Raw genomic sequence first — 26110 nt, forward strand, 5'->3', positions numbered from 1 at the left:
AAAACAAAAACGAACACAGAGCAGGTCCTGTGTTCGTTTATAGATTTGCTTCTTCTTATGCTCTTGGATGATATTGCTGATACACATCCTTCAGCCTCGTTTTTGTAACATGTGTGTATATTTGAGTGGTGGAGATGTCGGCATGGCCGAGCATTTCCTGAACGGCCCGCAAATCGGCCCCATTTTCAAGCAAATGAGTAGCAAACGAGTGTCTCAATGTATGCGGAGTAAGCTCCTTTTCAATGCCTGCTTCAAGGGAGATTTTCTTTAAGTTCTTCCAAAATCCCTGTCTCGTAATTCTTTTTCCGTGATGATTCAAAAAAAGAGCATCTGTCGTCTCCTTTTTGCTGGCCAGTTTCACGCGGCCCTTTTCCAGGTAGACCTGAATGGCAGCTGCAGCCGTCCGTCCTATCGGCACAATCCTTTCTTTGCTTCCTTTTCCGAAACAGCGGATGAATCCCATTTCCAAATGAACATCTGCTAAGTTAAGCTCCGTCATTTCACTGACCCGTATGCCTGTAGCGTACAGAAGTTCGAGCATGGCTTTATCCCTGTACCCGAATGGGGAAGTCATCAAAGGAGTGTCCATCAGTTTTTCCACTTCCTCGAGTGAGAGAACTTTAGGCAGCTTCCGTTCAATCTGCGGTGTTTCAATATGCACGGATGGATCTTGGCTCACGGCTCTTTCCCGCAGAAGAAATTGATGAAAAGCCCGGAGTGATGCAACATGGCGGGCAATGGTTTTACTCGACTTATTTGCTTCTTTAAGGGTTTTTAAAAATTGAATAATGTGAACTCTCGACACCTTGTTCAGGCTGTCTATTTCCTGCTCTTTTAAAAAACGAAGATAGTTTTTTAAATCTCTTTCATAGGAGACAACCGTGTTATGCGATAAACCGCGTTCTACGACCATGTAATGAATAAAATCTTTTAATTGATCGTTCACATTCCTCTACTCCCCATCTGAATAAAAGAAAATAAGGCGGTTCAGCCACTGATCCGGCTCATTTTCTACCATTTTCGTTACCTTCAGCGCAGATCCTTCAGGCGGATCGTACCGATGGTAATCCTGATACTCTAAGTTAATCCAAATAATAGCATAGTAGAAGAGAATCGTAAATCCAGTAAACACAACGAAAACCTTAATCATATCCATTCCAGCGAGCAAATATCGTTTCATGACACCCTCCGAAGTCTTGTCTCATTTTTTTGATACTCCATTATATGCCGGACTGCTCTGCTTTTATACGAATGGAAGGGCAAGAAAAAAGACCTCTCCGTATTTCCGGAAAAGTCTTATGTATTCTTATTCAGCTGATTCCTGACTTTCGTTCTTCTGCTGGCATTTCATGCAGATGCCGTGAAATGTGAGACGGTGGTCCATTATTTTAAACTTCCAATCTCTTTCCACGATTTCTTCCACATCCTCAAGCAAATCATCTTCAATTTCAGCTACCGCTCCGCATTCAATGCATACTAAATGGTGATGAAAATGAGCTGCTCCCTCTTTTCTCAGATCATAACGGGATACACCATCACCAAAGTTTATTTTATCAATGATTTTCAGTTCAGTCAGTAATTCAAGGGTCCGATAGACTGTTGCCAATCCAATTTCAGGAGATTTTTCCTTAACGAGGAGGTAAACATCTTCGGCACTCAGATGGTCTTCTTCATGTTCAAGCAGAACACGAACCGTCGCTTCACGCTGAGGCGTTAACTTATAGCTAGAAGAATGGAGCTGTTTTTTTATCCGGTCAATGCGGTTTTCCATGAACAATTTCCTCCCTCGCCGCTTCCTCAACCATTATAGCAGAAGAGCGAAAGGGTTCCAACTAAAATAATTATAATTAAACGATTATAATGATTATAAATTAAGAATGATTATTATTTTTTAACAAGCTGGACAACTGCTTTCATCAATTCCGGAGAGGCAAAAGCCTCCAGCGCTGCCGCTGCAGCAATCATCACAATGATTCCTGCAAAAACACCTGCATATTTTGAAAACGACTGAAGCGGGGAATCCTGCAAATTTCTCTTCCGGTTTAATAAATACATAGCAAGCTTGAGCGAAAAGGATAACGCGGCCGCACTTAAAATGATAAAGACCGGAATCATAATCATGTTCTGAGGGAGGATGGAGACGAAAGAAAGCAGAAAGCCATTCCATCCCATTTGATTGACGAGAAATCCAACAGTAAACCCGACAACCATTCCTTTCAGAAACAGCATAATCAGAATGATAGGCAGTCCAATAATGGATATACCGAGGATCCAGATCAATCCAAGGTATTTAATATTGTGCATAAAGCTCTGCTGAAACATTTCGGCGGAATCCGCCACTTTTCCGTCCGTCACCTGCCCGAAAAAACGGCTAAGATAAAAAAATAAATCTTCCTTTTGCGAGAAGGTCATGCTATTTACAATAATCGCTCCAAAAATAACTCCCATCATAAATAGCACACATACAAACAAATAGATGGTTGATTGGCTTTTTATATGATTTGCGATGAATGTTTTCACCGGCTGCTTTTTCATAAGCATGTCCTCCCAGCGCTCTAGTTAATAGAGTGTATTCCGCCATATGGATTATATGCAGAAAAAAAAGAGGCTTCCTGAAGGATTTCCTCCTTCAGGAAGCCTCTGCAGATTAATTTTTTAAGTAAGAGACAGAAGATTTGCCGGCTTCGATATAATACCCTCCGCCTACTAGAAGTTTATTACCCTCTACTCCGTAGACACGTGCCATGCTTCCTTTTTTCAGGGATTTGCTTGCCTTTCCGTCTTTCATTAAAGAAACTTCTCTTTTCATCATGGCAATTCCTTCATAATAAACGGCTTTAGGACTCTCTTTTACATAATAGCCCCCGCCCACCATGATTTTTCCATCTTCCATTCCGTATACTCGGATTGCCTCTCCGGGTTTAAGCGTTTTGACTGCTTTTCCGTCAGCTGAATACATGGACATCGGCGATTTAATCAGGACTCTCCCTTTATAAACAGCGCCTGCATCCTCTTTTTTCACATAATAGTCTCCGCCCACATTATAGTAATCTTTCATTTCCCCATAAACGCGGTAGAACCCTTTTTTAAGATCAGAGACTTTCGCCCATTCGCCAGCTTCGTTCATTTTGTACATTGGGACTGATTTTTGAACATTCATTTTCCCCACTGGTTGGCTGTGAACAGCTATGCTGCCTTTTTTCAGAGATGGGAAACCATCTACATATCCGACTCCGCCGGTTTTGTTGATTCCAATTTGCTTATCTATTTCTGCAATCAAATCATCTTTATTCACAGCAGTAATCTGGAAGTTTTTCAGTTCGTCTCCCGGATGCTGGAAGTTGCTTAGCATATAATGATGGTTCATCATATTTTCAACCATACGAAGGCCAGTCGCCTCTGCACCAGCTGGTACAGATAATAGACGCTCCAGTTTCTTTGTATCCAAGTCATATGCCCACACGAAGTTGTTAATATGCTGGCTGCTGTCTTCTCCAATAATCAGCGCGTTCATTTCTTCTGAGTATGATAAGTTATCAGGGCTTGCAACTTTGTCAGGGTTTGCTGTATTCCCGAACGCATCTGCTTCAGGCAAGTCCTCTCCCACTAGAAGGCCATTGATTGATTTTGCAGCATATTCACTATCGATTAGAGTTCCGGCCTGATCCTTCTGGCTTCCGGCAAGATTAATTTCAAATGTGACACCGGACTTTCTTTTCGGAAGCTGGATATGGTCTGCAGGATCATTTCCTGATGCATCTTTTTCCATTGATTTAGACACATCGGCCATGGCTACATATACCTTCTTATCCTTTGGATTAAACGCCATCCCCTCCATTTTATTCCACTCGGACGTAGCTCCCTTCATCGCTGCATAGCGGCGCGGTTCGAGGAATGCTGCTGCTTTTTCCATTCCCGGTTTGAGTTTCAGATATTCCACCTTGGAATTTGCATAGGTTTTAACCGCTGTAAAGCCTTCTTTAGGTGTATCTGAGACGTCAAATATGCTGCTGAATTTTACGCCGCTGTCAATCAAATCTTTAATTTCTTTATCTGTTCCGTGGCCGAGGCGAATCCATTCCAATTCACCTGAACCGCCGTTTTCAGTTCCGGTCTGCTTAAACTTGGAAGCATAAAGGGTACCTGAAGACAGGTCTTTCTCTTTATCGGCAACATACATGAACATCATCGTATTTCCGCCGTCATCACCAAAGAAAGCAGTGCGTTTATCCGGCATGACCGTCATTTGCTCATGAGAGAAGCGCCCTGTGCTGTAGTGTTTCACTACTTCTGTTTTCCCACCGGGTTTGACGGTGATTTCAGGAATCCACCCGTAAAAGTAAGGGTTGGCCTTCTTTTCATCTCCAAAGTAAAGCTTTGCGTATGTCGATGTTTGAGTGTACGCACTTGATTTTGTATCCTCAAAGCTTCTTGCATCCGGCTCGTATTCTTCTGAGCCTAAATGTGTACCCCAAGGAGAAAGGGAGCCATTGCAGGGAATCCAGATTCCGTTAACATCAGAAAAATCGATTTTCTCTACCTTTTCAGGAGTCAATTTGCCTGTTTTCTTATCCTGTTTCATTTTTGTCAGCGACATGGAAGCCGGTACAAGGCCGTATGCAGATTTTCCTGCTGCGTCAATGGTCTGATATTCATAATGAGTAATCATATAAATTTCGTTTCCGACTCTCAGCATGCTGTTGGAGTCGGGAGCATCGGAAACGAATGGAGTCGGCTTGCCTTCTACACTGTTATCCATGATGACATTTCCATTTACATCAATCGGAGATCCTGCCGGAATCATCGACCCTTTATTTGACGCAACTTTTTCCTCTGATTTGAAAAGGCGGTTATAAGAGAGCGGATAGCTTTCTTTCAAGCCATTGCTGTATGTCACTTCAACGGAAGCTTTTGTATAGGTGTCCACCATTTCCGGAATGGTTGCAGGAGCATTCATCCCCTTATATTCAATTGATTTGACAGTGACCGGTCCGCTTGCTGCTCCTGCAGAAGTGAATGCCGGTACCATAAGACTTAAAGTTAAGGCTGCAGCCATTCTTTTTTTCATGTCCATCCATCCTCCTAAAAAATATGTAGGTACATGTCTAATTAAACAGCTGGAATGTAAATATATTGTTACTTCTATGATAATTTCGTCTAAATTTTCCGCTCAAAAAAAACCGGCCTGGATGGCCCGGCTTTACTTTGTGGTGATTTTCCCATAAATCCCGCCGCCTCCGCCTGATACAGCCAGTGTTCCGGCTCTTGCTTCCGCAATCAGCTCCGCTGTCTTACCAGGTATGACACGAGCAAGTTCCTCCTTGGAAACCCGGTGAAGAATATCCATTTCTGTACCAAAATGATCCTTAAGCTTCAGAAGGGTTTTCGGTCCGACTCCAGGAATGAATTGCAGCGGAACCTGATGAACGTATGGCGGCCGATTCTCCAGGCGGGCAGGTGAATCAGCGAGCTCCACTAATCGGTCGCTTACCCCTTTTATGATTTTCTTTGAGCCGCAGCTTGGGCAGACATCGGTTTGTGTGGTCAAGCTGATTCCGCAGTTATCGCAAACCGTATGATGATATTTTCCGAGGAGTGGGTTCAATCCGTAATTGGCAAGAATTTTTCTCCCGTCCCTTTGTTTAAGAGCAAGAACCAGCTCTTTGTAAGAGGGTTCCATCAATAAAAGCTTCTGATACTCTCTTGCAATTTTGCCTGTTGAATGAGCATCCGAATTTGTTACAAATGGATAACCGTCAAGCTCTCCAATAACAGAGGCCATTTCTGTATCAGAGCTTAAGCCCAGTTCTACCGCATCAATTAAGCCTGGATCGAAGACTTCCGCCAATGATTTCTTTACACCTCTGCCGTACAGGCTTTTAAAAGGGGTAAAAATATGGGCCGGAATGAACAATCCTCCAAGCTCTTCCACTTTCAGCTGAAGTGCTTTCGCTGCTGTGTAAACCCTTTGGGAACTGAGCGTATTATTTTTCATAAAGTGTGAAATCCATTCCGAAAATACCTTCATATCTCCCAACCCTTTAAAATAAACAAGGACATGTATGGGACCCGAACAATTCTCGTCATAAACTTCAAGCTCCGAACCGAGAATCAGCGTTGTATGCTGAAACCGGATTCCTCCTCCGGCAAGTTCTTCGCATGAACCGGATATGATCAATCTTTCTAACTCATTCATAACTTCCGGAACATGGGCATCGATTAAGCCGATCAAGTCCATCCCCTTCTCTTCGCTCGCTGCTTCTAATACCGACAATAGGGTCAATGCTCTGGAAGCTGTAATCTTAACCGGTTTTCCTGACTCAGTAGAACCGATATGAACATGCAAATCGGCAAAAAACTCTTTCATTTTGTATTCATTGCCTGTCGAAGCTTTAAATATTGAACGGCATAGGCTGTTTTCGCATCATAAATCCGGCCGTTTGCCACCATTTCCTCTGCCTCTTCAAGGGTCACTTCCATTAATTCTACAAACTCATCTTCGTCCAGACTGGCTTTGTTTTCTAAAGGAATTAAGTCATCCGTTATGTATAAATGAACCAGCTCATCAGCAAAACCCGGTGACGTATAGAACGAAAGGAGATGGTCCATACTTCCAGCTGTATAGCCTGTCTCTTCTTCCAGCTCACGGACGGCTGTCGTCTCGGGTTTTTCCCCTTTTTCAAGCTTTCCAGCCGGAATTTCAACCAATGTCCGTTCAAGCGCCTTTCTGAACTGCTCCACCATCAGCATTTTCCCGTCGCTTGTGAGAGCAATCACAGCTACTGCCCCTGGATGCTTTACAATTTCACGTTTTGACGTTTTCCCGTTCGGAAGCTCCACTTCCTGAACATATAAGTCAATAATTTTACCTGAATAAATCTGCTCCGACGAAAGTTCTTTTTCTCTTAAATTTTCCATGGTATCAGCTCCTGTCGTATTTATACATTTATCTTCATATATCTTATCATACCCTCCATCAGGTGAAAGGAAAGGGAACCGCATGAAAATATACAAGCTGGAAAAAGGGATCATCCTTGTCGGCAAGGCATGGGAGATCAGAATGAAGCTAAAGGAATACAGCAAACAGTTTACAACCGTCAAAGAATGGGTTGATAAAACGTAAGGGAGGCTTCTTGTTTGCAATTTCAGCAATCCTATACTACTGTCATGATATTAAGACAGGAGGGATCGCTGTTGGAAAAGAGACAATTGGGGCGTTCCGATTTATTTGTGAGCAAAATGGGACTGGGCTGCATGTCGCTGGGAAAGGAAGAGGCACATGCAAGATCCATCATTGACGAAGCCGTTGAACTCGGGATCAACTATTTTGATACTGCCGATCTATACGATTTCGGTTTAAATGAGGAGTTTGTCGGCAAAGCCCTTCAAAACCGAAGACAGGATTTTATTATTGCGACGAAAGCAGGAAACCGCTGGGAGGAAGGAAAAGAAGGCTGGACATGGGATCCATCAAAAGCTCATATCCAGAAAGCCGTCAAAGACAGTTTACTGAGACTTGGAACTGATTACATCGATCTCTATCAGCTTCACGGAGGCACAATTGATGACAACATCGATGAAACGATTGAAGCCTTTGAAGAACTGAAAAAAGAAGGGCTTATCCGGGAATACGGAATTTCGTCCATAAGACCGAACGTAATTAAGCAGTATCTTGAGAAATCCTCGATTGTCTCAATCATGATGCAATACAGTCTGACTGACCGGCGACCGGAGGAATGGTTCCCTCTTATTGAAGAGCATGGAGTCAGTGTCATTGCACGGGGACCGCTTGCCAAAGGAATTCTTTCTGAGCGGGAGCTGGACCACGCCGGTTCAAGCATCAAAGAAAAAGGATATATGAGCTATTCTTTCGAAGAACTTGGTGAACTGCGTGAAGAAATGAAAAAAGCGGCACCACGCCACTCTTATACGGAAGCAGCCCTTCAATATTGCCTGGCTGCACCGGCTGTTGCAGCGGTCATTCCCGGCGCAAGCAAGCTTGCGCAGCTGCAGCAGAATACATCGGCTGTGAATGCAGAACCCCTTACTAAGGAAGAAATCGAGTTTCTTCGCAAAATAAGCAAGGCCGATCGGTACGAACAGCATAGAGAATAGATAGAAAGCTCTGGCCGCCAGCAGCCAGAGCTATTTTATTGAATTTTTTTCAGCAGATGGATGAATTCTTCTCTAAAAAGGGTATTGAGTTTCTAAATAACTCTTTGGAGGTACATAGGAATGACAAACAGTTCGGTGAAAAACACAAAGGTAGCCATCGTTTCAGGCGGAGGCTCCGGTATCGGAAAAGCGGCTGCCCTAAAATTTGCACGTGAAGGAATCCGTGTTTGTATATTGGATCTCGATAAGGAACGCGCGCTTGAAGTAAAAAATGAAATCAATCGATTTGGCGGAGAAGCGATTGCGATTGAAACAGATATGGCGAACGAAGAAATGGTCAAGTCCGCCATTCAAGAGGTGGAGGATCATTGGGGAAATTTAGATATTATTTTCAACAATGCAGGAATCAACGGGGTATTTTCCTCTATTGAAGAAATGGAAACCGAAGATTGGGATAAAACCATCCATACGAATCTTAGAAGCACGTTTCTATTTGTTAAATACAGCATTCCGCTGCTAAAAGAAAATGGCGGCAGCATTGTTATTACAAGCTCCATCAACGGAAACCGCATCTACAAAAATTTCGGAATGTCTGCCTACAGCACTACGAAGGCGGCTCAGGTTGCCTTTATGAAAATGGCTGCATTGGAACTGGCTCAATTTAAAATTAGAGTAAACGCCATCTGCCCTGGTGCGATTGACACGAATATCGATTCTTCAACCGAAAAACAGGAGAACTTGAAAGAGGTCGAGATTCCGGTGGAATACCCGGAAGGCAACCAGCCTCTGGCTCAAGGGTCCGGTCAGCCTGAACAGGTAGCGGACCTCGTATATTTCCTTGCATCTGAACAGTCCTCTCACATCACCGGAACGGAAATTTATATTGATGGGGCAGAGTCTCTGCTTTAACACTTCAAATGGGCGGAGCCGCGGTTCCGCCTATTTTTATTTGGTCCGTCCATGAGAACAAGTCTCCTCTAAAAAATTTTGTAAAGTTTACGCGTAAAGCAGACGAAATTCAATTAGGTGAATAAACCTTCTCATTCCTCATCCTATTTTTCTTCCCGCAATCTTAGCTGCGTGCGAATATCAGCGGCAGTTTTTGTAGGATGCTCTATTTGCAATACAATCAGCCTGTACTTTGGGTGGCCTTTGAGCTCCATTAACAGCACCGGACCTCTCCCGCTGAAGGAAAGAAAATACCATTCATTCCTGTATTTGTAGCTTCCTTCGTAAATATGAAGAAAAGAAATGGACGTCCCCGGCATCCGCAGCATCCATCTTGGCGCATCAAATTGATCCACATAGACTTGGCTGATTGTTTCATAAGGAATGCCGAGCTTCATTTTAAGGGCGAAAAACCCTGTGAGACCTGTTAAACGAACAACTGCTTTGTCTCTTTCTAGTTCAATTCTTCTTCCCATTGTGTCCCGCACCTTTCTTTTAAAAATAGCTCTTTTAAACTTGGCTGTTGATTGCAGCCAGCAGTCGCCCGATTATTCTTGGGCGGGCGGTAAACCTCCTCAAGCTTTAAGCGCTTGGCCCGATGCATCGCCGCCTTTCCACTTCCATCAGCCTGACTTCCAAATAAAACAGGGAAACGCTTAGAATGCGTCGCCCTGTTTTAAGTTTATAAGATTTTTCGGAAAGCCCCCTGTTAATACGCTCCGAGAATCACGTCTTCTCCTGCTATGATTTCCGGTTCTGTCGAATTTTTAATATCTTCAATTGTGTATCCTTCTGCTGTTTCAATCAATTTTAATCCCAGCTCCGTTACATCCAGTACAGCCCGGTCCGTGATAATACGGTGGACCACTTTCTTTCCAGTGAGCGGCAGTGAGCATTCTTTCAGGATTTTAGGCGATCCGTTTTTGCTCACATGCTCCATGATGACAATGATCCGCTGTGCTCCATGAACGAGGTCCATCGCGCCCCCCATTCCTTTAATCATTTTACCAGGTATCATCCAGTTTGCCAGGTCTCCTGTTTCTGACACTTCCATCCCGCCTAAAATCGCCAGGTTCACATGGCCTCCGCGAATCATCCCAAACGATTCAGCGCTGTCGAAATAGGAAGCTCCTGAAATGGCGGTGACCGTTTCTTTTCCGGCGTTAATCAAATCCGGGTCTACATCCTTTTCTTCAGGGTAAGGTCCGATGCCAAGCAGGCCGTTTTCTGATTGCAGCACGACCTGCTTGTTTTCCTGAATATAATTCGCAACGAGTGTCGGCATGCCGATTCCAAGATTCACATAGAAGCCATCCTGTATTTCTCTTTCCGCCCGCTTCGCTATTTTTTCTCTGACCAGCACTTTATCTTCGATCATGACCGTTCCCCCTCATCCCGTTTTCTTTACAGTCCGGCGTTCGATTTTCTTCTGCTGCTCTCCGACAATGAGCCGCTGTATGTAGATACCGGGCGTATGGATTTGATCCGGTTCAATGATTCCGGTTTCAACCAATTCCTCTGTTTCAGCAATCGTGATTTTGCCGGCCGCTGCAATCATCGGATTGAAATTACGCGCGGTTTTGTTGTAAATGAGGTTCCCCATTTTATCAGCCCGATAAGCTCTTACCAGGCTGAAGTCAGCTGTAAGAGCTTCTTCCAAGACATATTCTTTTCCGTGAAAAGATCTCGTTTCTTTTCCTTCCGCAACCTCGGTCCCGTATCCTGCGGGCGTAAAGAAGGCAGGAATGCCCGCTCCGCCTGCACGGATCTTTTCTGCCAGAGTTCCCTGCGGCAAAAGCTCGACTTCGAGTTCACCTGCCAGAACCTGCCGCTCAAATTCTTTATTCTCACCGACATAGGAACTAATCATCTTCTTTATCTGCTTGTTTTTCAGCAGCAGGCCGAGACCCCAGTCATCCACCCCGCAGTTGTTTGAAATAACTGTTAAATCCTTTACACCTGTCTCAGCCAATGCCAGAATCAAGTTCTCGGGAATCCCGCAAAGACCAAATCCTCCGACCATTAAGACTGCGCCATCGCGTATATCCTCCACGGCTTTTAAAGAAGATTGATAAACCTGCTTCATATTGTTCCCTCCCTTAGTTTACATTCTCAACGATTGTAGCAACACCCTGTCCGCCGCCGATGCACAATGTTGCGAGACCCTTTTTGGATCCTCTCCGTTTCATTTCATGAATGAGGGTAACAAGAATTCTTGTACCGCTTGCTCCGATTGGATGGCCAAGAGCAATCGCGCCTCCGTTGACGTTTAAAATCTCTGTATTAAAATGAAGTTCTTTATCCACCGCGAGGGTCTGTGCTGCAAATGCCTCATTCGCTTCAATCAATTCAATCTCGGAAAGCTCCATGCCAGCCCGTTCCAGCGCTTTTTTCACCGCTTTTACCGGCCCGATGCCCATTATGCTCGGATCTACACCGGCGTTTCCGTTCGCTAAAATTTTCACAAGCGGCTTTACCCCCAGCTCTTCCGCTTTCTCGCGGCTCATCACCACAACCGCAGCTGCCCCATCGTTAATACCAGACGCATTCCCTGCCGTAACGCTCCCATCTTTTTTGAATGCAGGTCGCAGCTTGCCGAGCCCCTCCGCTGTTGTCCCTTCTCTCGGGTATTCATCCGTATCAAAAACGATCGGATCTCGCTTGCGCTGCGGAATGCTGACGGACACGATTTCGTCTTTAAACGTTCCTTCCTTCACCGCGCGGATGGCTTTTGCCTGGCTGTCTGCCGCAAACTGATCCTGCTCTTCCCTTGAAATCCTGTATTTTTCAGCCAGATTTTCGGCTGTAACTCCCATATGATAATCATTAAATACACAGGTCAGCCCGTCGGAGGTCATACTGTCCACCAGATTTTGATCCCCCATACGAAATCCTTCCCGTGCCCCTTTTATTAAATAAGGCGCCTGGCTCATGTTTTCCATTCCGCCTGCTACAATGACGTCCGCTTCCCCTGCTGCAATAGCCTGAAAGGCAAGGTGGACCGCTTTCAATCCTGATCCGCATACTTTATTAATCGTCATGGAAGGAATTTCCTCAGACAGGCCTGCTTTCATTGCTGCCTGCCGGGCAGGGTTTTGGCCGATTCCTGCCTGAAGCACATTCCCCATGATGACTTCGTCCACATGCTCGCCTGAAATTCCCGCTCTCGCCAAAGCATCCTTAATAACAATGCCTCCCAGTTCGGGTGCTGAGACATTTTTAAGTGCTCCCCCAAAGCTCCCTACTGCGGTTCGTACTGCGCTTACAATGACAATTTCTTTTGCATTCACTGTTCCCATCCCCTTTAGAAAAAATTCCAATACTCTGAAAATAGCATTTGCATTCTTCCTTATTTTCCTACTAAAATAACAATATGTAAACCCTTACATTATGAAAGAAGGCGGATGTATTGAGATTCCCGATAAAAGCAGACCTCATTGAGGTGGGGCCAAGAGACGGTCTTCAAAATGAAAAAAATGTGATACCTTCCAGTCAAAAAATCCAGTTCATCAAGGATTTGTCACAGGCCGGATTTAAAGAAATGGAAATCACTTCGTTCGTATCGCCCAAATGGGTGCCCCAAATGGAAGATGCAGCCGAAATCGTAAAGCATGGTGCACCATCCGTAAGGAACATCGTGCTGACTCCTAACGAAAAGGGTCTGGAAAAAGCCATTGAAAACGAATGCAGCGCTGTCGCCTTCTTCGTCGGTGTGAGCAGCACCTTTAATCAAAAAAACATTAACCGCACGACCGAAGAAAGCATGCGATCCCTCCTTCCCTTAATCGAAAAGGCAAAAAACCGCGGGCTTTTTATACGCGCATGCATTTCGACTTCCTTTTACTGCCCGTACGAAGGAAAAATCGAAGAAGAACCAGTTCTTGATTTGTGCAGGCAATTTGCCGATGCCGGAGTGGATGACTTGAGCGTCGCTGACACAATTGGAATGGCTCATCCCCAAGAGGTTTACTCCCTTTTTTCCCGCTTAAAAGAGCAATTTCCGGAAATTCTGCTCACTGCGCATTTTCATGACACACGGGGGCTTGGACTCGCGAATATTCTGGCTGCGCTTCAGGCAGGGATTGACCGTTTCGATACATCAGCAGGCGGTCTTGGCGGATGCCCGTTTGCGCCGGGCGCGAGCGGCAATGTAGCGACGGAAGATGTCCTTTACATGCTTCAGGAAATGAAGATTGAGACAGGAATCTCTCTTGATAAGGTTCTCGCGGCGGTGCATAAAATGGAGCCGTTTCTGGATAAAAAAATTTCCAGCAAGCAATATTTTCTATGGAAAGAAAAAATGGCGGCACAGGCATAATAAATCCGGACATCTGAATGGCAGATGTCCGGATTTTTTTTGCAGCACATCGGGCAAGCATTTTCATTTCCTTCGTCCCCATAAACCGATAAAATATGACAAAAACCTTCTTAGGGGGATCAGCCAGTGAAAAAGCTTGCCATCGGAGTTGGCGCAGCCCTCTCTTATACTCTTTCTGTCGGATTCTTTTTCACCCAGATGATGATGTATTCCAAAAAGAAAACAAATGAAGAAATACTCGAAAAAGAGCGGCTTTACGGCCATTTTGACCAAAAGGATTATGACAGTCTTGAGAAAAGAAACGTCTCCATTCCTTCTGAATTCGGATACTCCCTGAGCGGGCAGCTGATTGCCCCATTTAAAGAGAAAAAGTTTGTCATCGTCTCCCATGGAGTGACAATGAATCGCTATAATTCTCTTAAGTATATGAACCTTTTTCTCTCATTGGGCTATAACGTTCTGATTTACGATCATCGGCGCCACGGCGATTCCGGAGGCAAAACGACAAGCTTCGGATACTATGAGAAGTTTGATTTGCGCTCTGCCGTAACCTGGTTAAAACAGAGGTATGGAGAAGACATCCTTCTCGGGATCCACGGTGAATCCATGGGGGCTGCATCGATGCTCCTTTACGCAGGCATTCTTGAAGATGCAGCTGACTTTTATATTGCGGACTGTCCGTTTGAAGACCTGGAGGAACTGCTTCTCTTCCGTCTGCAATCAGAAATCAGCATCCCGAAATGGCTTGTTATGCCGATTGCCCGTCTTTTCCTGAAATGGCGGGACGGCTATAGGATGCAAGAGGTTTCGCCGATAAAAATCATCAGCCGGATCCAAAAGCCTGTCCTATTTATTCACGGGAAGAAAGATGGCACGATTCCTGTCTCATCCTCCATCCATTTGTATGAGCATAAATCTGGTTCCAAAGGGATCTATATAGCCGATAACGCAGATCATGCCATGTCTTTCACGCACAACAGGGAGGAGTATAAACAACAGATTATCGCATTTCTGGAGAAAATCGGAATAGATGGCAAGGGCTGATGGATTGGGCATACTCGTGTCCAATCTCTCTCTGTGCTGTTCAAAATCGAGTATTTTCTTTGCTTTCTCTTTTCTTAAATTTTATATAGTAGTATATATACAAACCTATCCCCAGAAGAATCACGACTGCAAACACCCAAACCGGCATTCCCCAGAAATAAACTCCTCTAAAAGCCATTCCAAACAACAAGATGGCATCCCAAATAAAATCTAATTTTGACATCTCCCGCTCCTTTTTACCCTTATTTTACCACAATAAGAATTTTTATGTAACAACAGCTGACTTTCCTGTATGATATGGATTAGAAATCCCCGCCTGTAAAGGAGCGACTAAAATGGAATTACAAAAATATCAGCCCCATCATAAAGAAAGACTGCAAGATTTCAGTCTTCCGCCAGAGCAAATGCCATTCACCGCCCTGCCTGTCGACCGGCTTGAAGGCTCCAATGGCGAACATCCAATTGTCATTCTGTATGAGAGAAAACCAGTCGGCTTTTTTCTTCTTCACTCCGGTGAAAGAGTGAACGACTATACGGATCTTCCAAACCGGATGCTATTAACTTCTTTCTCTGTCAATTTCTCTGATCAGGGTAAAGGGTATGCGAAAGGAGGACTGAAGCTTTTGAAGGCGTTTGTTCAGCAGGAATTTCCAGATTGTGCTGAAGTGATTCTCGCTGTCAACCATAGGAATATCGCTGCCCAAAATCTATACATAAAGACCGGATTTTTTGACACCGGCAATCGAAAGACCGGAAAGATTGGCGAACAATACATTTTCAGTCTGCCGATTTTATGAATGGAGGGAACAAAGAATGCGCTTAGTCATCATCGGAGGCGGATACGCCAGAAAGTCTGATCATTTTTTTATCAATCAGCGGCTGGCGGAGCTGACAGGAAAAGACAATCCAGTAGTCTTATTTATTCCAAGCGCGGCTTCGGATGATGAAGTCTACATAAAAGAATTCCTCGGTGTGTTTGAACAGCGTCTTGGCTGCCAGGTTTCCGTTTTGCGGACGGCTTTCTTCCATTCTTACTCAGAAGTGACGGAAGCCTTTCAAGCTGCTGACCTGATTTACCTTGGCGGAGGAAACTATGTGAACATGATAGAAGCATCGAAACAATGGAAAATCGATGGTCTTTTCATCGACGCTCTGCAATCCGGCAAACTGATTGCCGGAATCAGTGCAGGAGCCATATGCTGGTTCAGCAGCGGCCTTCGCTCGGATTATGAGGGAGACGGTTATGCGGAAAGTGAAGGATGGTCTATTTTGAATGCTGTTTTTTGCCCTCATTTTAATCAGCCTGATCGTGCGGAAGCCTTTGCCTCACTTATGGAGCAAACAAACAGAAAAGGGATAGCTATAGAAGATGACTGCGCCTTATATATAAACGGAAATACGTATGAAATCATCGGTTCACCTGAGAGCATCCATTTATTCTGCGGGCTTTCACTGAAGGATCTTGGCTCTTTAATCACCCCTTTTCCGCATGGGAAGATGAAGCAGTTCGGTAACAATGCTTTGCTTTCCTTTCAGCCGGTCAATCGCTAAAATGAAGATAGAATAGTCCTGAATGGAGGATATAGAATGAAAAAACTTTGGATTGGTCTTGGCGTTGCCCTTTCCTACATATTCATCGTTGGCTTCTTTTTCACAAATATGATGATGTTTATTAAGAAGCGGACAGACGAAGAAATTCTGGAGCGCGAAACACTGGACGGGCATTTTATTCAGAAGGATTTTGATGAGCTGAAAAAAACTGAAGTGACGATTCCGTCCATTTACGGATATGACGTCAAAGGCTACCTCGTCGCACCTTACGAGGACCGCAAATTTGTCATCATCTGCCATGGGGTTACCGTCAACCGCTACAACTCGGTTAAATACATGAATTTGTTTTTAAAGCGCGGATACAACGTCCTGATCTATGACCATCGCAGACATGGGGAGTCCGGCGGGAAAACGACAAGCTACGGCCATTATGAAAAATACGATCTGCAAGCCGTTGTTCATTGGCTGAAGGAGCAATTTGGACAGGATATAACGTTAGGCATCCACGGAGAATCCATGGGATCGGTTACCATGCTGCTGTATGCCGGAATGCTTGAGGACGGGGCCGATTTTTACGTGGCCGACTGTCCGTTCGACAGCCTGGAAAAGCAGCTGCTTTACCGTCTGAAAGTAGAATTCCGTCTGCCAGGCTTTCTTGTCATGCCGATTGCCCGCCCTTTTATGAAATGGCGCGACGGGTACTCTCTTAAAGACGTATCCCCTATCCAATTCATTGATAGGATTAAAAGTCCCGTCCTTTTTATTCACAGCAAGGACGATGCTTACATTCCATCTGAATCATCTCAGCTGCTGTATGAAAAGAAAAACGGTCCAAAGAAAATCTACTTTGCTGAAAAAGGGGATCACGCGATGTCGTTTACGGAGAATCGGGAAGCATATGAGCGGATATTGGATGAATTTTTGGAAGAGGCTGTGCCTGTAACACAGTAGATAGCTGGTTTCATCTGGGAGATCCGGGGGTCCTAAGCTAAGCCTAGGACCCTTCTCTTTATTTTCTTCCCGCCTGCCACTTCATCCCCCATCCAAAGGCGCGGTCCATTTTTGCATGTCCATGAAAATATTCGACAAGACGTGTAACATTAAACGTCTGATCCTGGACGTTTTCAATCATGGCAATGGCACACATCGTTTGGCCATTGCGGTGTTCATCAAGCTTCACCTCTATGTCCTGGCCAGTGCCGTATTTTAGTGTAACGACCCCATCTACCTCTGACCAGTTAGCTGCTCCCTGATAAATAAACGTGTATACAAGAATCCGTCTCATCTCCTGTACCCGGTCTCCATTGATCCGGAGATTTTCTCCACCCGCCGCCGCTCCAGTCCGATCATCGTGGTCCAATTGAATATAAGGCAGCTGATTAAGGTTTCCAAACGCATTTCCGAGGGCCTGAATGCAGCCTTTTTGGCCGTTTTTAAGTTCATATAAACAGCCTAAGTCAAGGTCCGCTTGACTTGCACCTTTCCCGAGCAATCCGGATAAAAATCCTCCTTTTCCAGTTTGATTCTGCGGTTTCTGATTCCAATTTAAATTCACCAATAGTTCGCCAATACCTGATCCGCTTGTTTTTGAGAGATTAATGGATTCACCTTTTTTCTTTAACTCAATCACTCTATTCATCTCCTTCTGCTGGATGATGTTTCCACTTCACCTTTTAGTCTACTAAAAATAGGGCATTTTCTCCAATACCGCTCATCTATGGTTACTTTTTCCTCTTTTTGTGATATGATCTCCTAAAAAGGAACGTACGTTCTTTCAATAGGAGGCATGTAAATGAGGCCGAATCTGACTCTATCTATTGCTGTACAGGAATTCACCAACTATTATTGGTTAAAAGAGGAGCTGCAGTTTTTTTGCAGAGAGCATGGACTATCCCCCTCTGGTTCCAAATCAGAGCTTTCCTCGAGAATTGTAGCGTTTTTGCAGACAGGAGAAATTTTAAAGCCGAAACGATCTGCAAATCCTCCTGGAAGAGAAGAGACCCGCCGCGAGCTGACTCTGGAAACGGTGATTACGGAGAACCACCGCTGCAGCCAGGAAGCAAGAGCCTTCTTTAAGACAGTGATTGGACCGGGATTTCATTTTTCTACCTACATACAGAACTATTTCAAAACGCATGCAGGGTATACATATAAGGATGCTGTAACAGCCTGGCATGAAGAGGAAGAACGAAAAAAAGACCCTTCCTACAAAACAGCCATTTCCCCGCAATTTCAATACAACCAGTTCACCCGCGACTTTTTCGCAGACCCTGCAAATAAAGGAAAAAAGCGCAAAGAAGCTGTTGAGGCATGGAATACAGTCAAAAACCTTCCCGGCGGCAGCAAGTACAAGCATAACGGGCTTCATACGGATAAGAAAGATTGAAGGAGAAATGGGATGAAGAATGCAAAAATAGCGATTGAAAATACATCAAACAAAAAAACGATCCTCATCACCGGGGCGTCAAGCGGATTTGGGATGCTCGCTTCCCTTGAATTAGCCAAAAAAGGCCACACCGTAATCGCAGCTATAAGAAATATGGATAAATCGAAGGAACTTTTAAAACTAGCAGAGCATAACGGGTGTGCAGAAAAGATTTCGATCCATCCTCTGGATGTGACCAGTGCTGACTCGATCGAGGCACTCCAGCAGTTTCTGAAAAAAACCGGAAAGATTGATGTCCTGATCAACAACGCGGGATTTGCCTTCGGAGGGTTCAGTGAAGAAATTACGATCTTAGAGTTTAAAGAGCAATTTGAAACGAATTTCTTTGGTGCCATCGCGGTCACTCAGGCTGTTCTTCCTTTCATGCGCGCCCAGAAAAGCGGAAAGATCATCAACATGAGCAGCATAAGCGGACTGATCGGTTTTCCGGGTCTGTCCCCTTACGTCTCATCCAAGCATGCACTTGAGGGATTTAGTGAAAGCCTTCGTTTGGAAGTGAAACCGTTTGGCATTGATGTCATGCTGATTGAGCCGGGATCCTTTTCAACGAACATTTGGACAACTGGGAAAAAGGTGGCGGAAGTATCGATGGACCCGCATTCTCCCTACTTTTCTTATATGACAGGAATTGAAAATGAGCTGGAACGAGGTAGTGCAAAACATGGGGATCCAATGGATGTGGTGCGATTAATAACCGTTTTATGCGAAAAACGCAGGGTGAATAAGCTCAGATATCCAATTGGAAAGGGAGTCCGGTTAACGCTCCTTTTAAAAAGAGTATTGCCCTGGCGTATTTGGGAATCCATTATCATACGCCGACTTTTGCCGAAAAAATAAAAAAGAACCCGTCCAGCATGGGTTCTTTAAACACGGCTTGATTGTCTGCGGTGACGGTATTGCTGCCATTGGAAGCGGATAAAGCATCCGATGCAGAATCCAAGGATTGCAATAAAGGCTGAGAGAGCAACCATTGCCGTGAAAACATAAGCAAGTATCATCCAGTGCATCACGTACCCAATAAAACCAAGAGCAAGACAGCTTACGGCAATCGCCTGGTTAAACTGCTGCTGATCAAAATCCTCCGGAATGTAGGCGGATGCCGGTTTTCTCAGGAATAGTCCGGCCGTCTTCATGATGGGATTAAAATTATAAATTAACCCCATTAATCCTGCTGCTAACGGAATGAGTAAAATCCATCCCCAGCCAGTAAGCCATGCTGCTAAAACAGAAAGGACGATGAACCATTGATTGGTCAAAACAAGCGGTTTCGGAATGGTTTTCATAAAAACCCACCTTACTGATTGGAATATACGTATTTTACACCATTCTTTTCTTTTTGGGAAACTTGCTGTTTTCCTTCTCAAGCTTTAAGTAAACGACAGATCCAGCCAGCGAAAAAAAGCTCCCCAATATGATCACAGCATGTGTACCTGCCTTTTCAGCCAAAACACCCGCCATAAAGGCCGCAAGCGGCATAAGTACCCATGTCATAAGCCTGCTTGTTGCCTGAACTCTCCCCAGCAAATGATCGGGTGTAAAATCCTGCCTTATTCCGGCGATACAAGGATTCATCACCGCAGCGGCTGCCGTTCCAACTGCATTCAGTATGATCAGCAAAAAGAATTGTTCGTTCAGACCAAATAGAAAAATGGAACACCCGCCTATAAAAGATGAGAGAAAGAGCAGCTTTCGATTTGATATCCTTTTTTTGAAGAGTCCTGCCGCCATGGCCCCCGCTACCGCGCCAGCTCCGCTAAAAGAGAACAGCAGTCCGATTTCCCATTCAGAAAGACCAATTGTATCTTTCAAATGAAAAATCAGCATCGTCACAAAAAGAGTTGTTCCAACTACAGACAGAAGCAGCGCCATGTTCGTATAAAAAATAGGCTTCGTCTTCATGACATATTGAAAGCCCTCCACTGCATCGTTCCAAAAGGAGCGCTTTCCTTTATGAGAAATAGGAATGGATTTAATCGGAATTAATAATATGGACAAATAAGCGATGAAAAAGCTAACACTGTTGATCAGCAATCCAATACCAGGATTATACAAGCTTATTACCAGCCCGCCAATGGCCGGTGCCATTAGGACGGATGTGTTAAGGATGGCTGAATTGATGGAATTTACGGCCGGTAAATCGGTTTTTCTTACGAGTTTTGGTATATAGGCAAACTGCGCAGTCTGATACACCTGGCTAAAGATTCCGATTACAAAAACACCAAAGAACAACTGCCAAATTTCCAAAGCACCAATAAGATGCAGAGTACCCAAGATGCCTGTTAAAAGACATCTCCCCGCATCACAGATCAGGAGAAGAGTCCTCCGGTCCATCCGGTCTGCCAGGATCCCTGCTGCCGGCTGCAGAAGAATGGGCAGCCGCTCTGCCGCCGCCGCCATTCCCATCATGAAAGGCGAGCCTGAAAGAGCGAGTACCATCAGCGGCACAGCAATTAAGTAGATCTGGTCTCCGAAAAACGAAATAAAATTGCCGCTCAAAAGCTTGAGGATGTTTCGATTTTTCTTCAGCTCCTGTTTTGCTTCCCCCATTACATAAGCTCGTTCTCCCATCTGAATCACTTCCTGTCCAGAAATTGGGTGAGTTCTTCAGAAAGCGTTTGAAGCGAGACCTGTCTCAGGAAGTACTTAGATTCTTTTACTTCTACAAGCCTTGCTCCTTTAAGCGTTTTTAAATGATGATGAATTGTCGTCTTTCCCATCCCGAGTTCATCTGTTATTTCCTGCAATGTCCGGCTTTTGCCGGAGAGCATTTTGATAATCTTCAACCTGATTTCATCACCAAGCGCTTTATGCTTTTGAACGAGCGATGCTGGAGGAATGAATGGATCATCAGGATATATGCTCTCATTGGATGCCGGATAATAAAATACTTTCGTGTCTTCAAAATCAGCCTCAATGTTCCACGGACGGTAAATGGTGTGGGGAATAAGGAGAACATGATGAATACTCGGCTCCGGAAGATACGTTCTCCCCTCTGTCGCCCATTCTACAAACGGTTCAGGTTTCATTTTTGCAGCCATCCTGCTTTTGGATTCAACATCTCTTTTCAGAATACTGTTCAGTTTTTCTTCATCAGGCTTTACTGCTGCCTCATACCAGCCGGTAAGCATATCTGATAGATGCATCTTCAGCTTTGCCGAATCCTCCCTGCACACCAGCTCAATGTAAGCCGGGAAGAACGAATTCCAGCTTGCCGCTTTTTGCAGCTCAAGCAATGACGCTTCGCCTCCCTCCGCGGCTTTTTTTCTCGTTTTCTGTAAGCGAGAGCCAAGGAACGGAAGACAAATAAATTTGAATGCTTCATTCGAAAGAGATTTTATGTAGTCTGTGAACGATGAGAGATTTTCAAAGTTCTCTCCATGCAGCAGCTGAAGAAGCGCCTTCCATGTGTTGTTTTTCTCTGCATAATCAAGATGATGCAGCATCTCTTCCGGAAGAGAATCTTTTATTCTCTTCCACTCTGACTCCGGCTGCTCAAGGGTTTTAATCAGCGGCGTATTCGTAATGGCAGCAATGCCAAGTGCCGCCTCCCATAGCAGTGAATAGCGGACCTCAACCTGATAGGTTTCCCGTTCTCTTCCTGTTTCAAAAACAAACTCCATTTCCATCACCTCTGCTTATATTCTATATTTTTAGAATTTTTTATTCAATAAAAATAGAATTTTTCTATTGAACGGCTATTTTAGTGGATTATGATGTATTCAAAATAAAGAAAGGAAACTCCGTAATGCTAGGAGTTCCCTCATTCCACTAAAGTCCACTTTTAAGTAAATAACCATTGATAAACAATATAAACAACAATTAATCCAACAACTATAAAACCCCCAATTGTAGGACTGCCATAAAGTGTGCGATTCCAGCCATCATCCGTATTAATTTTACTTTTTTCTTCCTCTCTTTTCATTTATATCCCCCTTTTTTTCTCCATTTTTTATTCCAATAATATCTGCTTCTAATTATTTGGCAATTTATGTTAATATAAGTTTATCATAGGTCGCATCTGTTGAGAACAGGCAGCTATCTACGGTGATGTCGTTATTTTGATACCGAATTTGGTCTGAAAACAGCTCTATATAGCATAGCTAATTGGATGGAAAAGACTTCACATAGCAGGAATTCCAGCTTTTACAGCGGCGAACGATTAAACAGAAGAAAGAAGGCCAAAAAAATGATAGACTCCTTCCGAATCCCAATGAAAGCCTTCAACCATGAGCGGACGATCCGTATATACCAGCCTCCCTCCTGCTCCAGCAGCAGTAAAAGATATCCTGTCCTCTACTTGCACGACGGACAGAATGTTTTTACAGATGAATCAGCTGTTGGCGGGGTATCTCTTGACTTGGCGAATGTATTAAAGAAAAACCAATATGAGATCATCATTGCGGCCATTGATTTAAATCCTGCCGGGGAAGAGAGAATCAACGAGTTATGTCCATGGGTCAGCGGGCCATATAGCAAAAAACTGCTCGGCAGAAAAAGCTTGGCCGGAGGGAAAGGTTCTGCCTATCTTGATTTTATCGTTCGTGAGCTTAAGCCCTATATTGATGCTTCTTATCGTACTCAGCCAGACAAAAGTTATATGGCCGGCATTTCATTAGGCGGTTCGTTTTCGCTTTATGCCGCCTCTATTTATCCGCATATTTTCACGAGAGTCGCAGGGCTCTCCTCTGCTTTTTACCGCAATCAAGAAGAAATGGAGAAGCTTTTGGAAGAGACTGACTTTTCTTCATTAAACCGTCTCTATTTGGATTGCGGGACGAATGAGGTCAGTGAACATGCAGCGATCAGTGAGGAGTTCCTACACTCCAACCAAAGAATTTTTAAGATTATGAAAAAGAAAATGCCGGAAGCAAAATTCGAAGTCATCGATCAGGGACGTCATCACTATTCGGATTTTAAAGAAAGGTTTCCCCTGGTTTTGGAATATTTGCTGAAGCCTTAAAAATTTATAACTAACTGCTTTGTGCAAAGGATGCAATGGCTGCATCCTTTTTTTGTTTGCTCCGAAATTTGGGCTTATTCTTTTTTCTTTCACCCATTGACATGATCTTCCATACCTTATATAGTTAGTTACATGAGTAATTAACCAATTAACATAAAAGGAGGTTTTTCCACTTGATAGATGACAGCCGTCCAATTTACGTACAAATAGCTGAAAGAATTGAAAATGACATCATCGAAGGCGGCCTGCCCGAAGAATCACAAGTACCATCAACCAATCAGTTCGCGGCTTTTTATCAAATCAACCCGGCTACAGCCGGTAAAGGAGTCAATATGCTGGTGGATCAGGGAATTTTATATAAGAAAAGAGGCGTTGGCATGTTTGTCGCTTCAGGGGCTCTGGAAAAATTAATGAAAAAAAGAAGAGAACAGTTTTTCGAGCAATACATCAAAACGATGCTTCACGAGGCTGAAAAAATAGGCATCACGGCAGATCAGCTGAATGAAATGATTCAAAAAGGGGCGGGCAAGCGATGAACTATATATTAGAGGTAAACGCACTTACAAAAACCTATGGAAAAACCGAAGCCGTTAAGGACGTAAGCTTTTCATTAGAGCCGGATAAAATTTATGGACTTTTGGGGAGGAATGGGGCCGGGAAAACGACCATCATGAATATGATTACAGCACGGCTTTTTCCGGCAAGCGGAGACGTAAGGATTTTTGGGGAAGATCCGTATGAGAACCGAGGTGTACTCAGCCAAATCTGCTTCATTAAAGAAAGCCAGAAGTACCCTGATACGTTTAACATCTCGGATTTATTCGATATTTGCTCTTCTGCGTTCCCGAACTGGGATCAGGATTATGCCGATTCTTTAATCAAAGATTTTGACCTCCCTCTTAAGCGCCGCATGAAAAAACTTTCCCGCGGCATGCTTTCCTCTGCCGGTATTATTGTCGGGCTTGCGAGCAGAGCACCCCTTACGATATTTGATGAACCATACCTTGGCCTTGATGCCGTCGCCAGAAATATTTTTTACGACCGTTTAATAGAAGACTACAGCAGTCATCCCCGCACCATTATTCTATCAACGCACCTGATTGATGAAGTCAGTAAGATATTGGAGCATGTCCTTGTCATTGATCATGGAAAACTGATTATGAATGAAGAGGCGGATGCGATTCGCGGCAAAGCCTTTACGGTTGTAGGACCATCCTCAAAAGCGGCTGAGTTCACAAATGGAAAACATATCCTAAAAAAGGAAACAATCGGCGGATTCGTTTCACTTACAGCACTCGGCGCGCTGACCACTGAAGAAAAAGGGAAAGCTGATCAGCTTGGGCTGGAGCTTGCCCCTGTATCCCTGCAGCAGCTGATTATCCATTTAACAAACGCTTCAGCACTATTAAAGGAGGAAACAGCCCAATGAACCCAACTGCTGCCGTCATGAAAATTCATTTAAGGTACAAACTTACGCTTTTATATTTACCATGGATTATCAGTCTCTCAAGCCTTGCCATTAATTTACTGATTGCCTATCTGATTCAAACCGAAGAGGGATTTAATACGGGTGGAATTATGACTATTTTTGTGTTCATGTTTGTTTCAGGCATTGTCATCCCTGCCCAAACGTTCCCTTTCTCTCTCGATTTGAGCTTGCGCAGAAAGGACTTCTTCCTGGGAACCATTTCTATATTCTTCTTGGTTAGCTTACTATCTGCTTTTTTGCTTTCTCTCTTTTCTATCATTGAAAGCCGGATCACAGCGGGCTGGGGCTTCAATATTCACTTTTTCAGTCTGCTCGATGTGTTCAGCCAAAATCCATTTTGGCAGCTGTGGATCTTTTTTGTCCTATTAGTCTATAACTTTATGTTCGGGCTCCTAATAGCGAGCCTGTACCAGCGTTTTGGAAAAAACGGACTGTACCTTTTCTTCTCTGTTCTCGTACTTCTTCTAACAGGTTTAACCTTAGTCTTCAGCTACTTTCAATGGTGGGTCCCATCTTTTGGGTATATAGCAGATCATCCAACCGCTGTTTCTTTATGGATTCTTCTCATTAGCCTGATTTTCCCTGTTTTCTCTTATTTGCTTCTTCGAAGGGCTTCAATCTAATTTCCAAACGGGGCTGCCCTTAAAGTATTCTAAGATGTCCCACTTGCTATTTAACTTAGATTTGTTTAGCCTGATTTCCACTGCAAGGGCTTCCTTTAAGCCTCCTCTGGCTTAAGCGCCTGCGGGGTGCCGCTCCCGCCGGAGTGTCGCCCTTCCGCTTCAATCAGCATGACTCAAATGTCAAACGAAAACAGGGAAACGCTCAGAATGCGTCTCCCTGTTTTACGTGAATGAGACGTTTCAGACAGCCCTGTTTTTAATCAGACTGGATGCCCTGCTTTCCGTAATCAGCACTTTGCGCCAAAGAAATGAATTAATTTCCCATTGTAAGAACCAAAAAAAGAGAAGCGCCTAAAGCGCCTCTCTCCTTATAGTACATCCGTTACATCTTCCATATTTTCGCGCATCCAGGCAATGGCATCATCAATCGTCGGGAATTCCTGGGCCTGGAACGTCATTTCGTCCTGCAGGAGCCAGACGTTCTTTTGTTCGTCATGGATTCCTCCAATTGACCAGTGCATCAGACTGAATGGATGATTGTTGTTTAAAAATGATACCCATGTTTTGTCCTGGGCAATGTTTTTCATCGATTGAAATTTGTCTTTTTTCATGGTGT

At 44.2% G+C, this 26110-nt stretch carries 32 protein-coding genes; 14 read left to right on the forward strand and 18 right to left on the reverse strand.

Translation table 11 applies throughout. The features are described from left to right. Positions 1 to 55: 55 nt before the first annotated feature. The 7 genes from xerD to CEF21_RS14250 all read right to left on the reverse strand — a co-directional run bounded on the left by xerD (position 56) and on the right by CEF21_RS14250 (position 6918). Positions 56 to 946: a site-specific tyrosine recombinase XerD gene (xerD, locus tag CEF21_RS14220; RefSeq protein ID WP_123917434.1), complete on the reverse strand. Its 891-nt coding sequence runs from the start codon at positions 944 to 946 to the stop codon at positions 56 to 58. A 6-nt stretch (positions 947 to 952) separates the two neighbouring features. Next, entirely contained in the window at positions 953 to 1180 is a 228-nt protein-coding gene (locus CEF21_RS14225; RefSeq protein ID WP_123917436.1) for a YqzK family protein, read from the reverse strand. 126 nt (positions 1181 to 1306) lie between these two features. Then, positions 1307 to 1771, reverse strand: a complete 465-nt coding sequence (gene fur, locus CEF21_RS14230) for a ferric iron uptake transcriptional regulator (protein WP_123917438.1) — start codon at positions 1769 to 1771, stop codon at positions 1307 to 1309. Between the two features lie 113 nt (positions 1772 to 1884). Further along, on the reverse strand, positions 1885 to 2535 hold the full coding sequence (gene spoIIM / locus CEF21_RS14235) for a stage II sporulation protein M (protein WP_123917440.1): 651 nt from the start codon (positions 2533 to 2535) through the stop codon (positions 1885 to 1887). Positions 2536 to 2647: 112 nt separating this feature from the next. Then, entirely contained in the window at positions 2648 to 5068 is a 2421-nt protein-coding gene (locus CEF21_RS14240; protein ID WP_123917442.1) for a PhoX family protein, read from the reverse strand. A gap of 132 nt (positions 5069 to 5200) precedes the next feature. Then, positions 5201 to 6367 (reverse strand): endonuclease Q family protein, encoded by a 1167-nt coding sequence (locus CEF21_RS14245; protein ID WP_123917444.1) that lies wholly within the window; start codon positions 6365 to 6367, stop codon positions 5201 to 5203. Next, positions 6364 to 6918, reverse strand: coding sequence for an NUDIX hydrolase (locus CEF21_RS14250; RefSeq protein WP_123917446.1), 555 nt, complete (start codon positions 6916 to 6918; stop codon positions 6364 to 6366). The genes CEF21_RS14245 and CEF21_RS14250 overlap by 4 nt, the downstream gene beginning before the upstream one ends. 82 nt (positions 6919 to 7000) lie before the next feature. Between CEF21_RS14250 and mciZ the strand changes: the two genes are divergently transcribed. The 3 genes from mciZ (at position 7001) to CEF21_RS14265 (ending at position 9024) form a co-directional block, all read left to right on the forward strand. After that, positions 7001 to 7123, forward strand: coding sequence for a Z-ring formation inhibitor MciZ (gene mciZ / locus CEF21_RS14255; RefSeq protein ID WP_123917448.1), 123 nt, complete (start codon positions 7001 to 7003; stop codon positions 7121 to 7123). Positions 7124 to 7194: 71 nt separating this feature from the next. Next, positions 7195 to 8115, forward strand: coding sequence for an aldo/keto reductase (locus tag CEF21_RS14260; protein ID WP_123917450.1), 921 nt, complete (start codon positions 7195 to 7197; stop codon positions 8113 to 8115). Between the two features lie 120 nt (positions 8116 to 8235). Next, the gene (locus CEF21_RS14265; RefSeq protein ID WP_123917452.1) at positions 8236 to 9024 is read left to right on the forward strand and encodes an SDR family oxidoreductase; all 789 of its coding nucleotides are present in this window, start codon (positions 8236 to 8238) and stop codon (positions 9022 to 9024) included. Between the two features lie 143 nt (positions 9025 to 9167). On the opposite strand, the gene CEF21_RS14270 is transcribed toward CEF21_RS14265, so the two are convergent. The 4 genes from CEF21_RS14270 to CEF21_RS14285 form a co-directional block, all read right to left on the reverse strand. After that, a complete protein-coding gene (locus CEF21_RS14270; protein WP_123917454.1) occupies positions 9168 to 9539 on the reverse strand; it encodes a hypothetical protein in 372 nt (123 codons plus the stop codon). Positions 9540 to 9772: 233 nt separating this feature from the next. After that, positions 9773 to 10441, reverse strand: coding sequence for a CoA transferase subunit B (locus CEF21_RS14275; protein ID WP_123917456.1), 669 nt, complete (start codon positions 10439 to 10441; stop codon positions 9773 to 9775). Positions 10442 to 10453: 12 nt separating this feature from the next. Then, positions 10454 to 11149: a CoA transferase subunit A gene (locus CEF21_RS14280; protein WP_123917458.1), complete on the reverse strand. Its 696-nt coding sequence runs from the start codon at positions 11147 to 11149 to the stop codon at positions 10454 to 10456. Between the two features lie 13 nt (positions 11150 to 11162). After that, complete coding sequence (locus CEF21_RS14285) at positions 11163 to 12353, reverse strand: acetyl-CoA C-acetyltransferase (RefSeq protein ID WP_123917460.1); 1191 nt, start codon at positions 12351 to 12353, stop codon at positions 11163 to 11165. A gap of 119 nt (positions 12354 to 12472) precedes the next feature. On the opposite strand from CEF21_RS14285, the gene CEF21_RS14290 reads away from it, so the two are divergent. Further along, positions 12473 to 13381 carry a hydroxymethylglutaryl-CoA lyase gene (locus tag CEF21_RS14290; RefSeq protein ID WP_123917462.1) on the forward strand — a complete coding sequence of 303 codons (909 nt, stop codon included), beginning with the start codon at positions 12473 to 12475 and terminating at the stop codon, positions 13379 to 13381. Positions 13382 to 13507: 126 nt separating this feature from the next. After that, complete coding sequence (locus CEF21_RS14295; RefSeq protein WP_241156680.1) at positions 13508 to 14425, forward strand: alpha/beta hydrolase; 918 nt, start codon at positions 13508 to 13510, stop codon at positions 14423 to 14425. A gap of 40 nt (positions 14426 to 14465) precedes the next feature. On the opposite strand, the gene CEF21_RS14300 is transcribed toward CEF21_RS14295, so the two are convergent. Next, positions 14466 to 14648, reverse strand: coding sequence for a hypothetical protein (locus CEF21_RS14300; RefSeq protein WP_123917464.1), 183 nt, complete (start codon positions 14646 to 14648; stop codon positions 14466 to 14468). A 112-nt stretch (positions 14649 to 14760) separates the two neighbouring features. Here CEF21_RS14300 and CEF21_RS14305 point away from each other — a divergent pair, with 112 nt between their 5' ends. From CEF21_RS14305 to CEF21_RS14315, 3 genes are read left to right on the forward strand one after another with little or no spacing between them, the layout of a single operon-like run. After that, positions 14761 to 15222, forward strand: coding sequence for a GNAT family N-acetyltransferase (locus CEF21_RS14305; RefSeq protein ID WP_123917466.1), 462 nt, complete (start codon positions 14761 to 14763; stop codon positions 15220 to 15222). A 16-nt stretch (positions 15223 to 15238) separates the two neighbouring features. After that, positions 15239 to 15976, forward strand: coding sequence for a Type 1 glutamine amidotransferase-like domain-containing protein (locus tag CEF21_RS14310; protein ID WP_123917468.1), 738 nt, complete (start codon positions 15239 to 15241; stop codon positions 15974 to 15976). A 36-nt stretch (positions 15977 to 16012) separates the two neighbouring features. Next, positions 16013 to 16927, forward strand: a complete 915-nt coding sequence (locus CEF21_RS14315; RefSeq protein WP_123917470.1) for an alpha/beta hydrolase — start codon at positions 16013 to 16015, stop codon at positions 16925 to 16927. A gap of 58 nt (positions 16928 to 16985) precedes the next feature. On the opposite strand, the gene CEF21_RS14320 is transcribed toward CEF21_RS14315, so the two are convergent. Next, complete coding sequence (locus CEF21_RS14320) at positions 16986 to 17606, reverse strand: TerD family protein (RefSeq protein WP_481747587.1); 621 nt, start codon at positions 17604 to 17606, stop codon at positions 16986 to 16988. Between the two features lie 162 nt (positions 17607 to 17768). On the opposite strand from CEF21_RS14320, the gene CEF21_RS14325 reads away from it, so the two are divergent. Further along, positions 17769 to 18362, forward strand: coding sequence for a DUF6434 domain-containing protein (locus CEF21_RS14325; RefSeq protein ID WP_123917474.1), 594 nt, complete (start codon positions 17769 to 17771; stop codon positions 18360 to 18362). A 12-nt stretch (positions 18363 to 18374) separates the two neighbouring features. Beyond that, positions 18375 to 19259, forward strand: a complete 885-nt coding sequence (locus CEF21_RS14330) for an oxidoreductase (protein WP_123917476.1) — start codon at positions 18375 to 18377, stop codon at positions 19257 to 19259. A 26-nt stretch (positions 19260 to 19285) separates the two neighbouring features. On the opposite strand, the gene CEF21_RS14335 is transcribed toward CEF21_RS14330, so the two are convergent. The 4 genes from CEF21_RS14335 to CEF21_RS21335 all read right to left on the reverse strand — a co-directional run bounded on the left by CEF21_RS14335 (position 19286) and on the right by CEF21_RS21335 (position 22344). After that, positions 19286 to 19705 carry a DUF4395 domain-containing protein gene (locus CEF21_RS14335; RefSeq protein WP_123917478.1) on the reverse strand — a complete coding sequence of 140 codons (420 nt, stop codon included), beginning with the start codon at positions 19703 to 19705 and terminating at the stop codon, positions 19286 to 19288. Between the two features lie 34 nt (positions 19706 to 19739). Then, positions 19740 to 20990 carry an MFS transporter gene (locus CEF21_RS14340; RefSeq protein ID WP_123917480.1) on the reverse strand — a complete coding sequence of 417 codons (1251 nt, stop codon included), beginning with the start codon at positions 20988 to 20990 and terminating at the stop codon, positions 19740 to 19742. Positions 20991 to 20995: 5 nt separating this feature from the next. Next, a complete protein-coding gene (locus CEF21_RS14345) occupies positions 20996 to 22042 on the reverse strand; it encodes an ArsR/SmtB family transcription factor (RefSeq protein WP_123917482.1) in 1047 nt (348 codons plus the stop codon). A 161-nt stretch (positions 22043 to 22203) separates the two neighbouring features. Then, a complete protein-coding gene (locus CEF21_RS21335; RefSeq protein WP_164462197.1) occupies positions 22204 to 22344 on the reverse strand; it encodes a hypothetical protein in 141 nt (46 codons plus the stop codon). A gap of 264 nt (positions 22345 to 22608) precedes the next feature. Between CEF21_RS21335 and CEF21_RS14350 the strand changes: the two genes are divergently transcribed. The 4 genes from CEF21_RS14350 (at position 22609) to CEF21_RS14365 (ending at position 25494) form a co-directional block, all read left to right on the forward strand. Beyond that, positions 22609 to 23382: an alpha/beta hydrolase gene (locus CEF21_RS14350; protein ID WP_123917484.1), complete on the forward strand. Its 774-nt coding sequence runs from the start codon at positions 22609 to 22611 to the stop codon at positions 23380 to 23382. Positions 23383 to 23558: 176 nt separating this feature from the next. Continuing rightward, positions 23559 to 23918: a GntR family transcriptional regulator gene (locus CEF21_RS14355; RefSeq protein WP_123920263.1), complete on the forward strand. Its 360-nt coding sequence runs from the start codon at positions 23559 to 23561 to the stop codon at positions 23916 to 23918. Further along, complete coding sequence (locus CEF21_RS14360) at positions 23915 to 24811, forward strand: ABC transporter ATP-binding protein (RefSeq protein ID WP_123917486.1); 897 nt, start codon at positions 23915 to 23917, stop codon at positions 24809 to 24811. The genes CEF21_RS14355 and CEF21_RS14360 overlap by 4 nt, the downstream gene beginning before the upstream one ends. Then, positions 24808 to 25494, forward strand: coding sequence for a hypothetical protein (locus CEF21_RS14365; protein WP_123917488.1), 687 nt, complete (start codon positions 24808 to 24810; stop codon positions 25492 to 25494). The genes CEF21_RS14360 and CEF21_RS14365 overlap by 4 nt, the downstream gene beginning before the upstream one ends. Positions 25495 to 25862: 368 nt before the next feature. On the opposite strand, the gene CEF21_RS14370 is transcribed toward CEF21_RS14365, so the two are convergent. Further along, complete coding sequence (locus CEF21_RS14370) at positions 25863 to 26105, reverse strand: DUF2552 family protein (RefSeq protein WP_123917490.1); 243 nt, start codon at positions 26103 to 26105, stop codon at positions 25863 to 25865. Positions 26106 to 26110 lie beyond the last annotated feature (5 nt).

Source organism: Bacillus sp. FJAT-42376 (assembly GCF_003816055.1).
In the GTDB taxonomy this organism is placed as follows: domain Bacteria; phylum Bacillota; class Bacilli; order Bacillales; family Bacillaceae; genus Metabacillus_B.

Bases quoted from the DNA above. Each gene is read 5' to 3' on its own strand.
- CEF21_RS21335 (WP_164462197.1), bottom strand. From the start codon at position 22,344: ATGAAAAGAGAGGAAGAAAAAAGTAAAATTAATACGGATGATGGCTGG.
- CEF21_RS14305 (WP_123917466.1), top strand. From the start codon at position 14,761: ATGGAATTACAAAAATATCAGCCCCATCATAAAGAAAGACTGCAAGAT.
- CEF21_RS14300 (WP_123917464.1), bottom strand. From the start codon at position 14,648: ATGTCAAAATTAGATTTTATTTGGGATGCCATCTTGTTGTTTGGAATG.
- CEF21_RS14325 (WP_123917474.1), top strand. From the start codon at position 17,769: ATGAGGCCGAATCTGACTCTATCTATTGCTGTACAGGAATTCACCAAC.
- CEF21_RS14275 (WP_123917456.1), bottom strand. From the start codon at position 10,441: ATGATCGAAGATAAAGTGCTGGTCAGAGAAAAAATAGCGAAGCGGGCG.
- CEF21_RS14340 (WP_123917480.1), bottom strand. From the start codon at position 20,990: ATGGGAGAACGAGCTTATGTAATGGGGGAAGCAAAACAGGAGCTGAAG.
- fur (WP_123917438.1), bottom strand. From the start codon at position 1,771: ATGGAAAACCGCATTGACCGGATAAAAAAACAGCTCCATTCTTCTAGC.
- CEF21_RS14330 (WP_123917476.1), top strand. From the start codon at position 18,375: ATGAAGAATGCAAAAATAGCGATTGAAAATACATCAAACAAAAAAACG.
- CEF21_RS14360 (WP_123917486.1), top strand. From the start codon at position 23,915: ATGAACTATATATTAGAGGTAAACGCACTTACAAAAACCTATGGAAAA.
- CEF21_RS14280 (WP_123917458.1), bottom strand. From the start codon at position 11,149: ATGAAGCAGGTTTATCAATCTTCTTTAAAAGCCGTGGAGGATATACGC.
- CEF21_RS14240 (WP_123917442.1), bottom strand. From the start codon at position 5,068: ATGAAAAAAAGAATGGCTGCAGCCTTAACTTTAAGTCTTATGGTACCG.
- mciZ (WP_123917448.1), top strand. From the start codon at position 7,001: ATGAAAATATACAAGCTGGAAAAAGGGATCATCCTTGTCGGCAAGGCA.
- spoIIM (WP_123917440.1), bottom strand. From the start codon at position 2,535: ATGAAAAAGCAGCCGGTGAAAACATTCATCGCAAATCATATAAAAAGC.
- CEF21_RS14345 (WP_123917482.1), bottom strand. From the start codon at position 22,042: ATGGAGTTTGTTTTTGAAACAGGAAGAGAACGGGAAACCTATCAGGTT.
- CEF21_RS14370 (WP_123917490.1), bottom strand. From the start codon at position 26,105: ATGAAAAAAGACAAATTTCAATCGATGAAAAACATTGCCCAGGACAAA.
- CEF21_RS14265 (WP_123917452.1), top strand. From the start codon at position 8,236: ATGACAAACAGTTCGGTGAAAAACACAAAGGTAGCCATCGTTTCAGGC.
- CEF21_RS14365 (WP_123917488.1), top strand. From the start codon at position 24,808: ATGAACCCAACTGCTGCCGTCATGAAAATTCATTTAAGGTACAAACTT.
- CEF21_RS14225 (WP_123917436.1), bottom strand. From the start codon at position 1,180: ATGAAACGATATTTGCTCGCTGGAATGGATATGATTAAGGTTTTCGTT.
- CEF21_RS14250 (WP_123917446.1), bottom strand. From the start codon at position 6,918: ATGGAAAATTTAAGAGAAAAAGAACTTTCGTCGGAGCAGATTTATTCA.
- CEF21_RS14335 (WP_123917478.1), bottom strand. From the start codon at position 19,705: ATGAAAACCATTCCGAAACCGCTTGTTTTGACCAATCAATGGTTCATC.
- CEF21_RS14310 (WP_123917468.1), top strand. From the start codon at position 15,239: ATGCGCTTAGTCATCATCGGAGGCGGATACGCCAGAAAGTCTGATCAT.
- CEF21_RS14350 (WP_123917484.1), top strand. From the start codon at position 22,609: ATGATAGACTCCTTCCGAATCCCAATGAAAGCCTTCAACCATGAGCGG.
- CEF21_RS14270 (WP_123917454.1), bottom strand. From the start codon at position 9,539: ATGGGAAGAAGAATTGAACTAGAAAGAGACAAAGCAGTTGTTCGTTTA.
- CEF21_RS14315 (WP_123917470.1), top strand. From the start codon at position 16,013: ATGAAAAAACTTTGGATTGGTCTTGGCGTTGCCCTTTCCTACATATTC.
- CEF21_RS14245 (WP_123917444.1), bottom strand. From the start codon at position 6,367: ATGAAAGAGTTTTTTGCCGATTTGCATGTTCATATCGGTTCTACTGAG.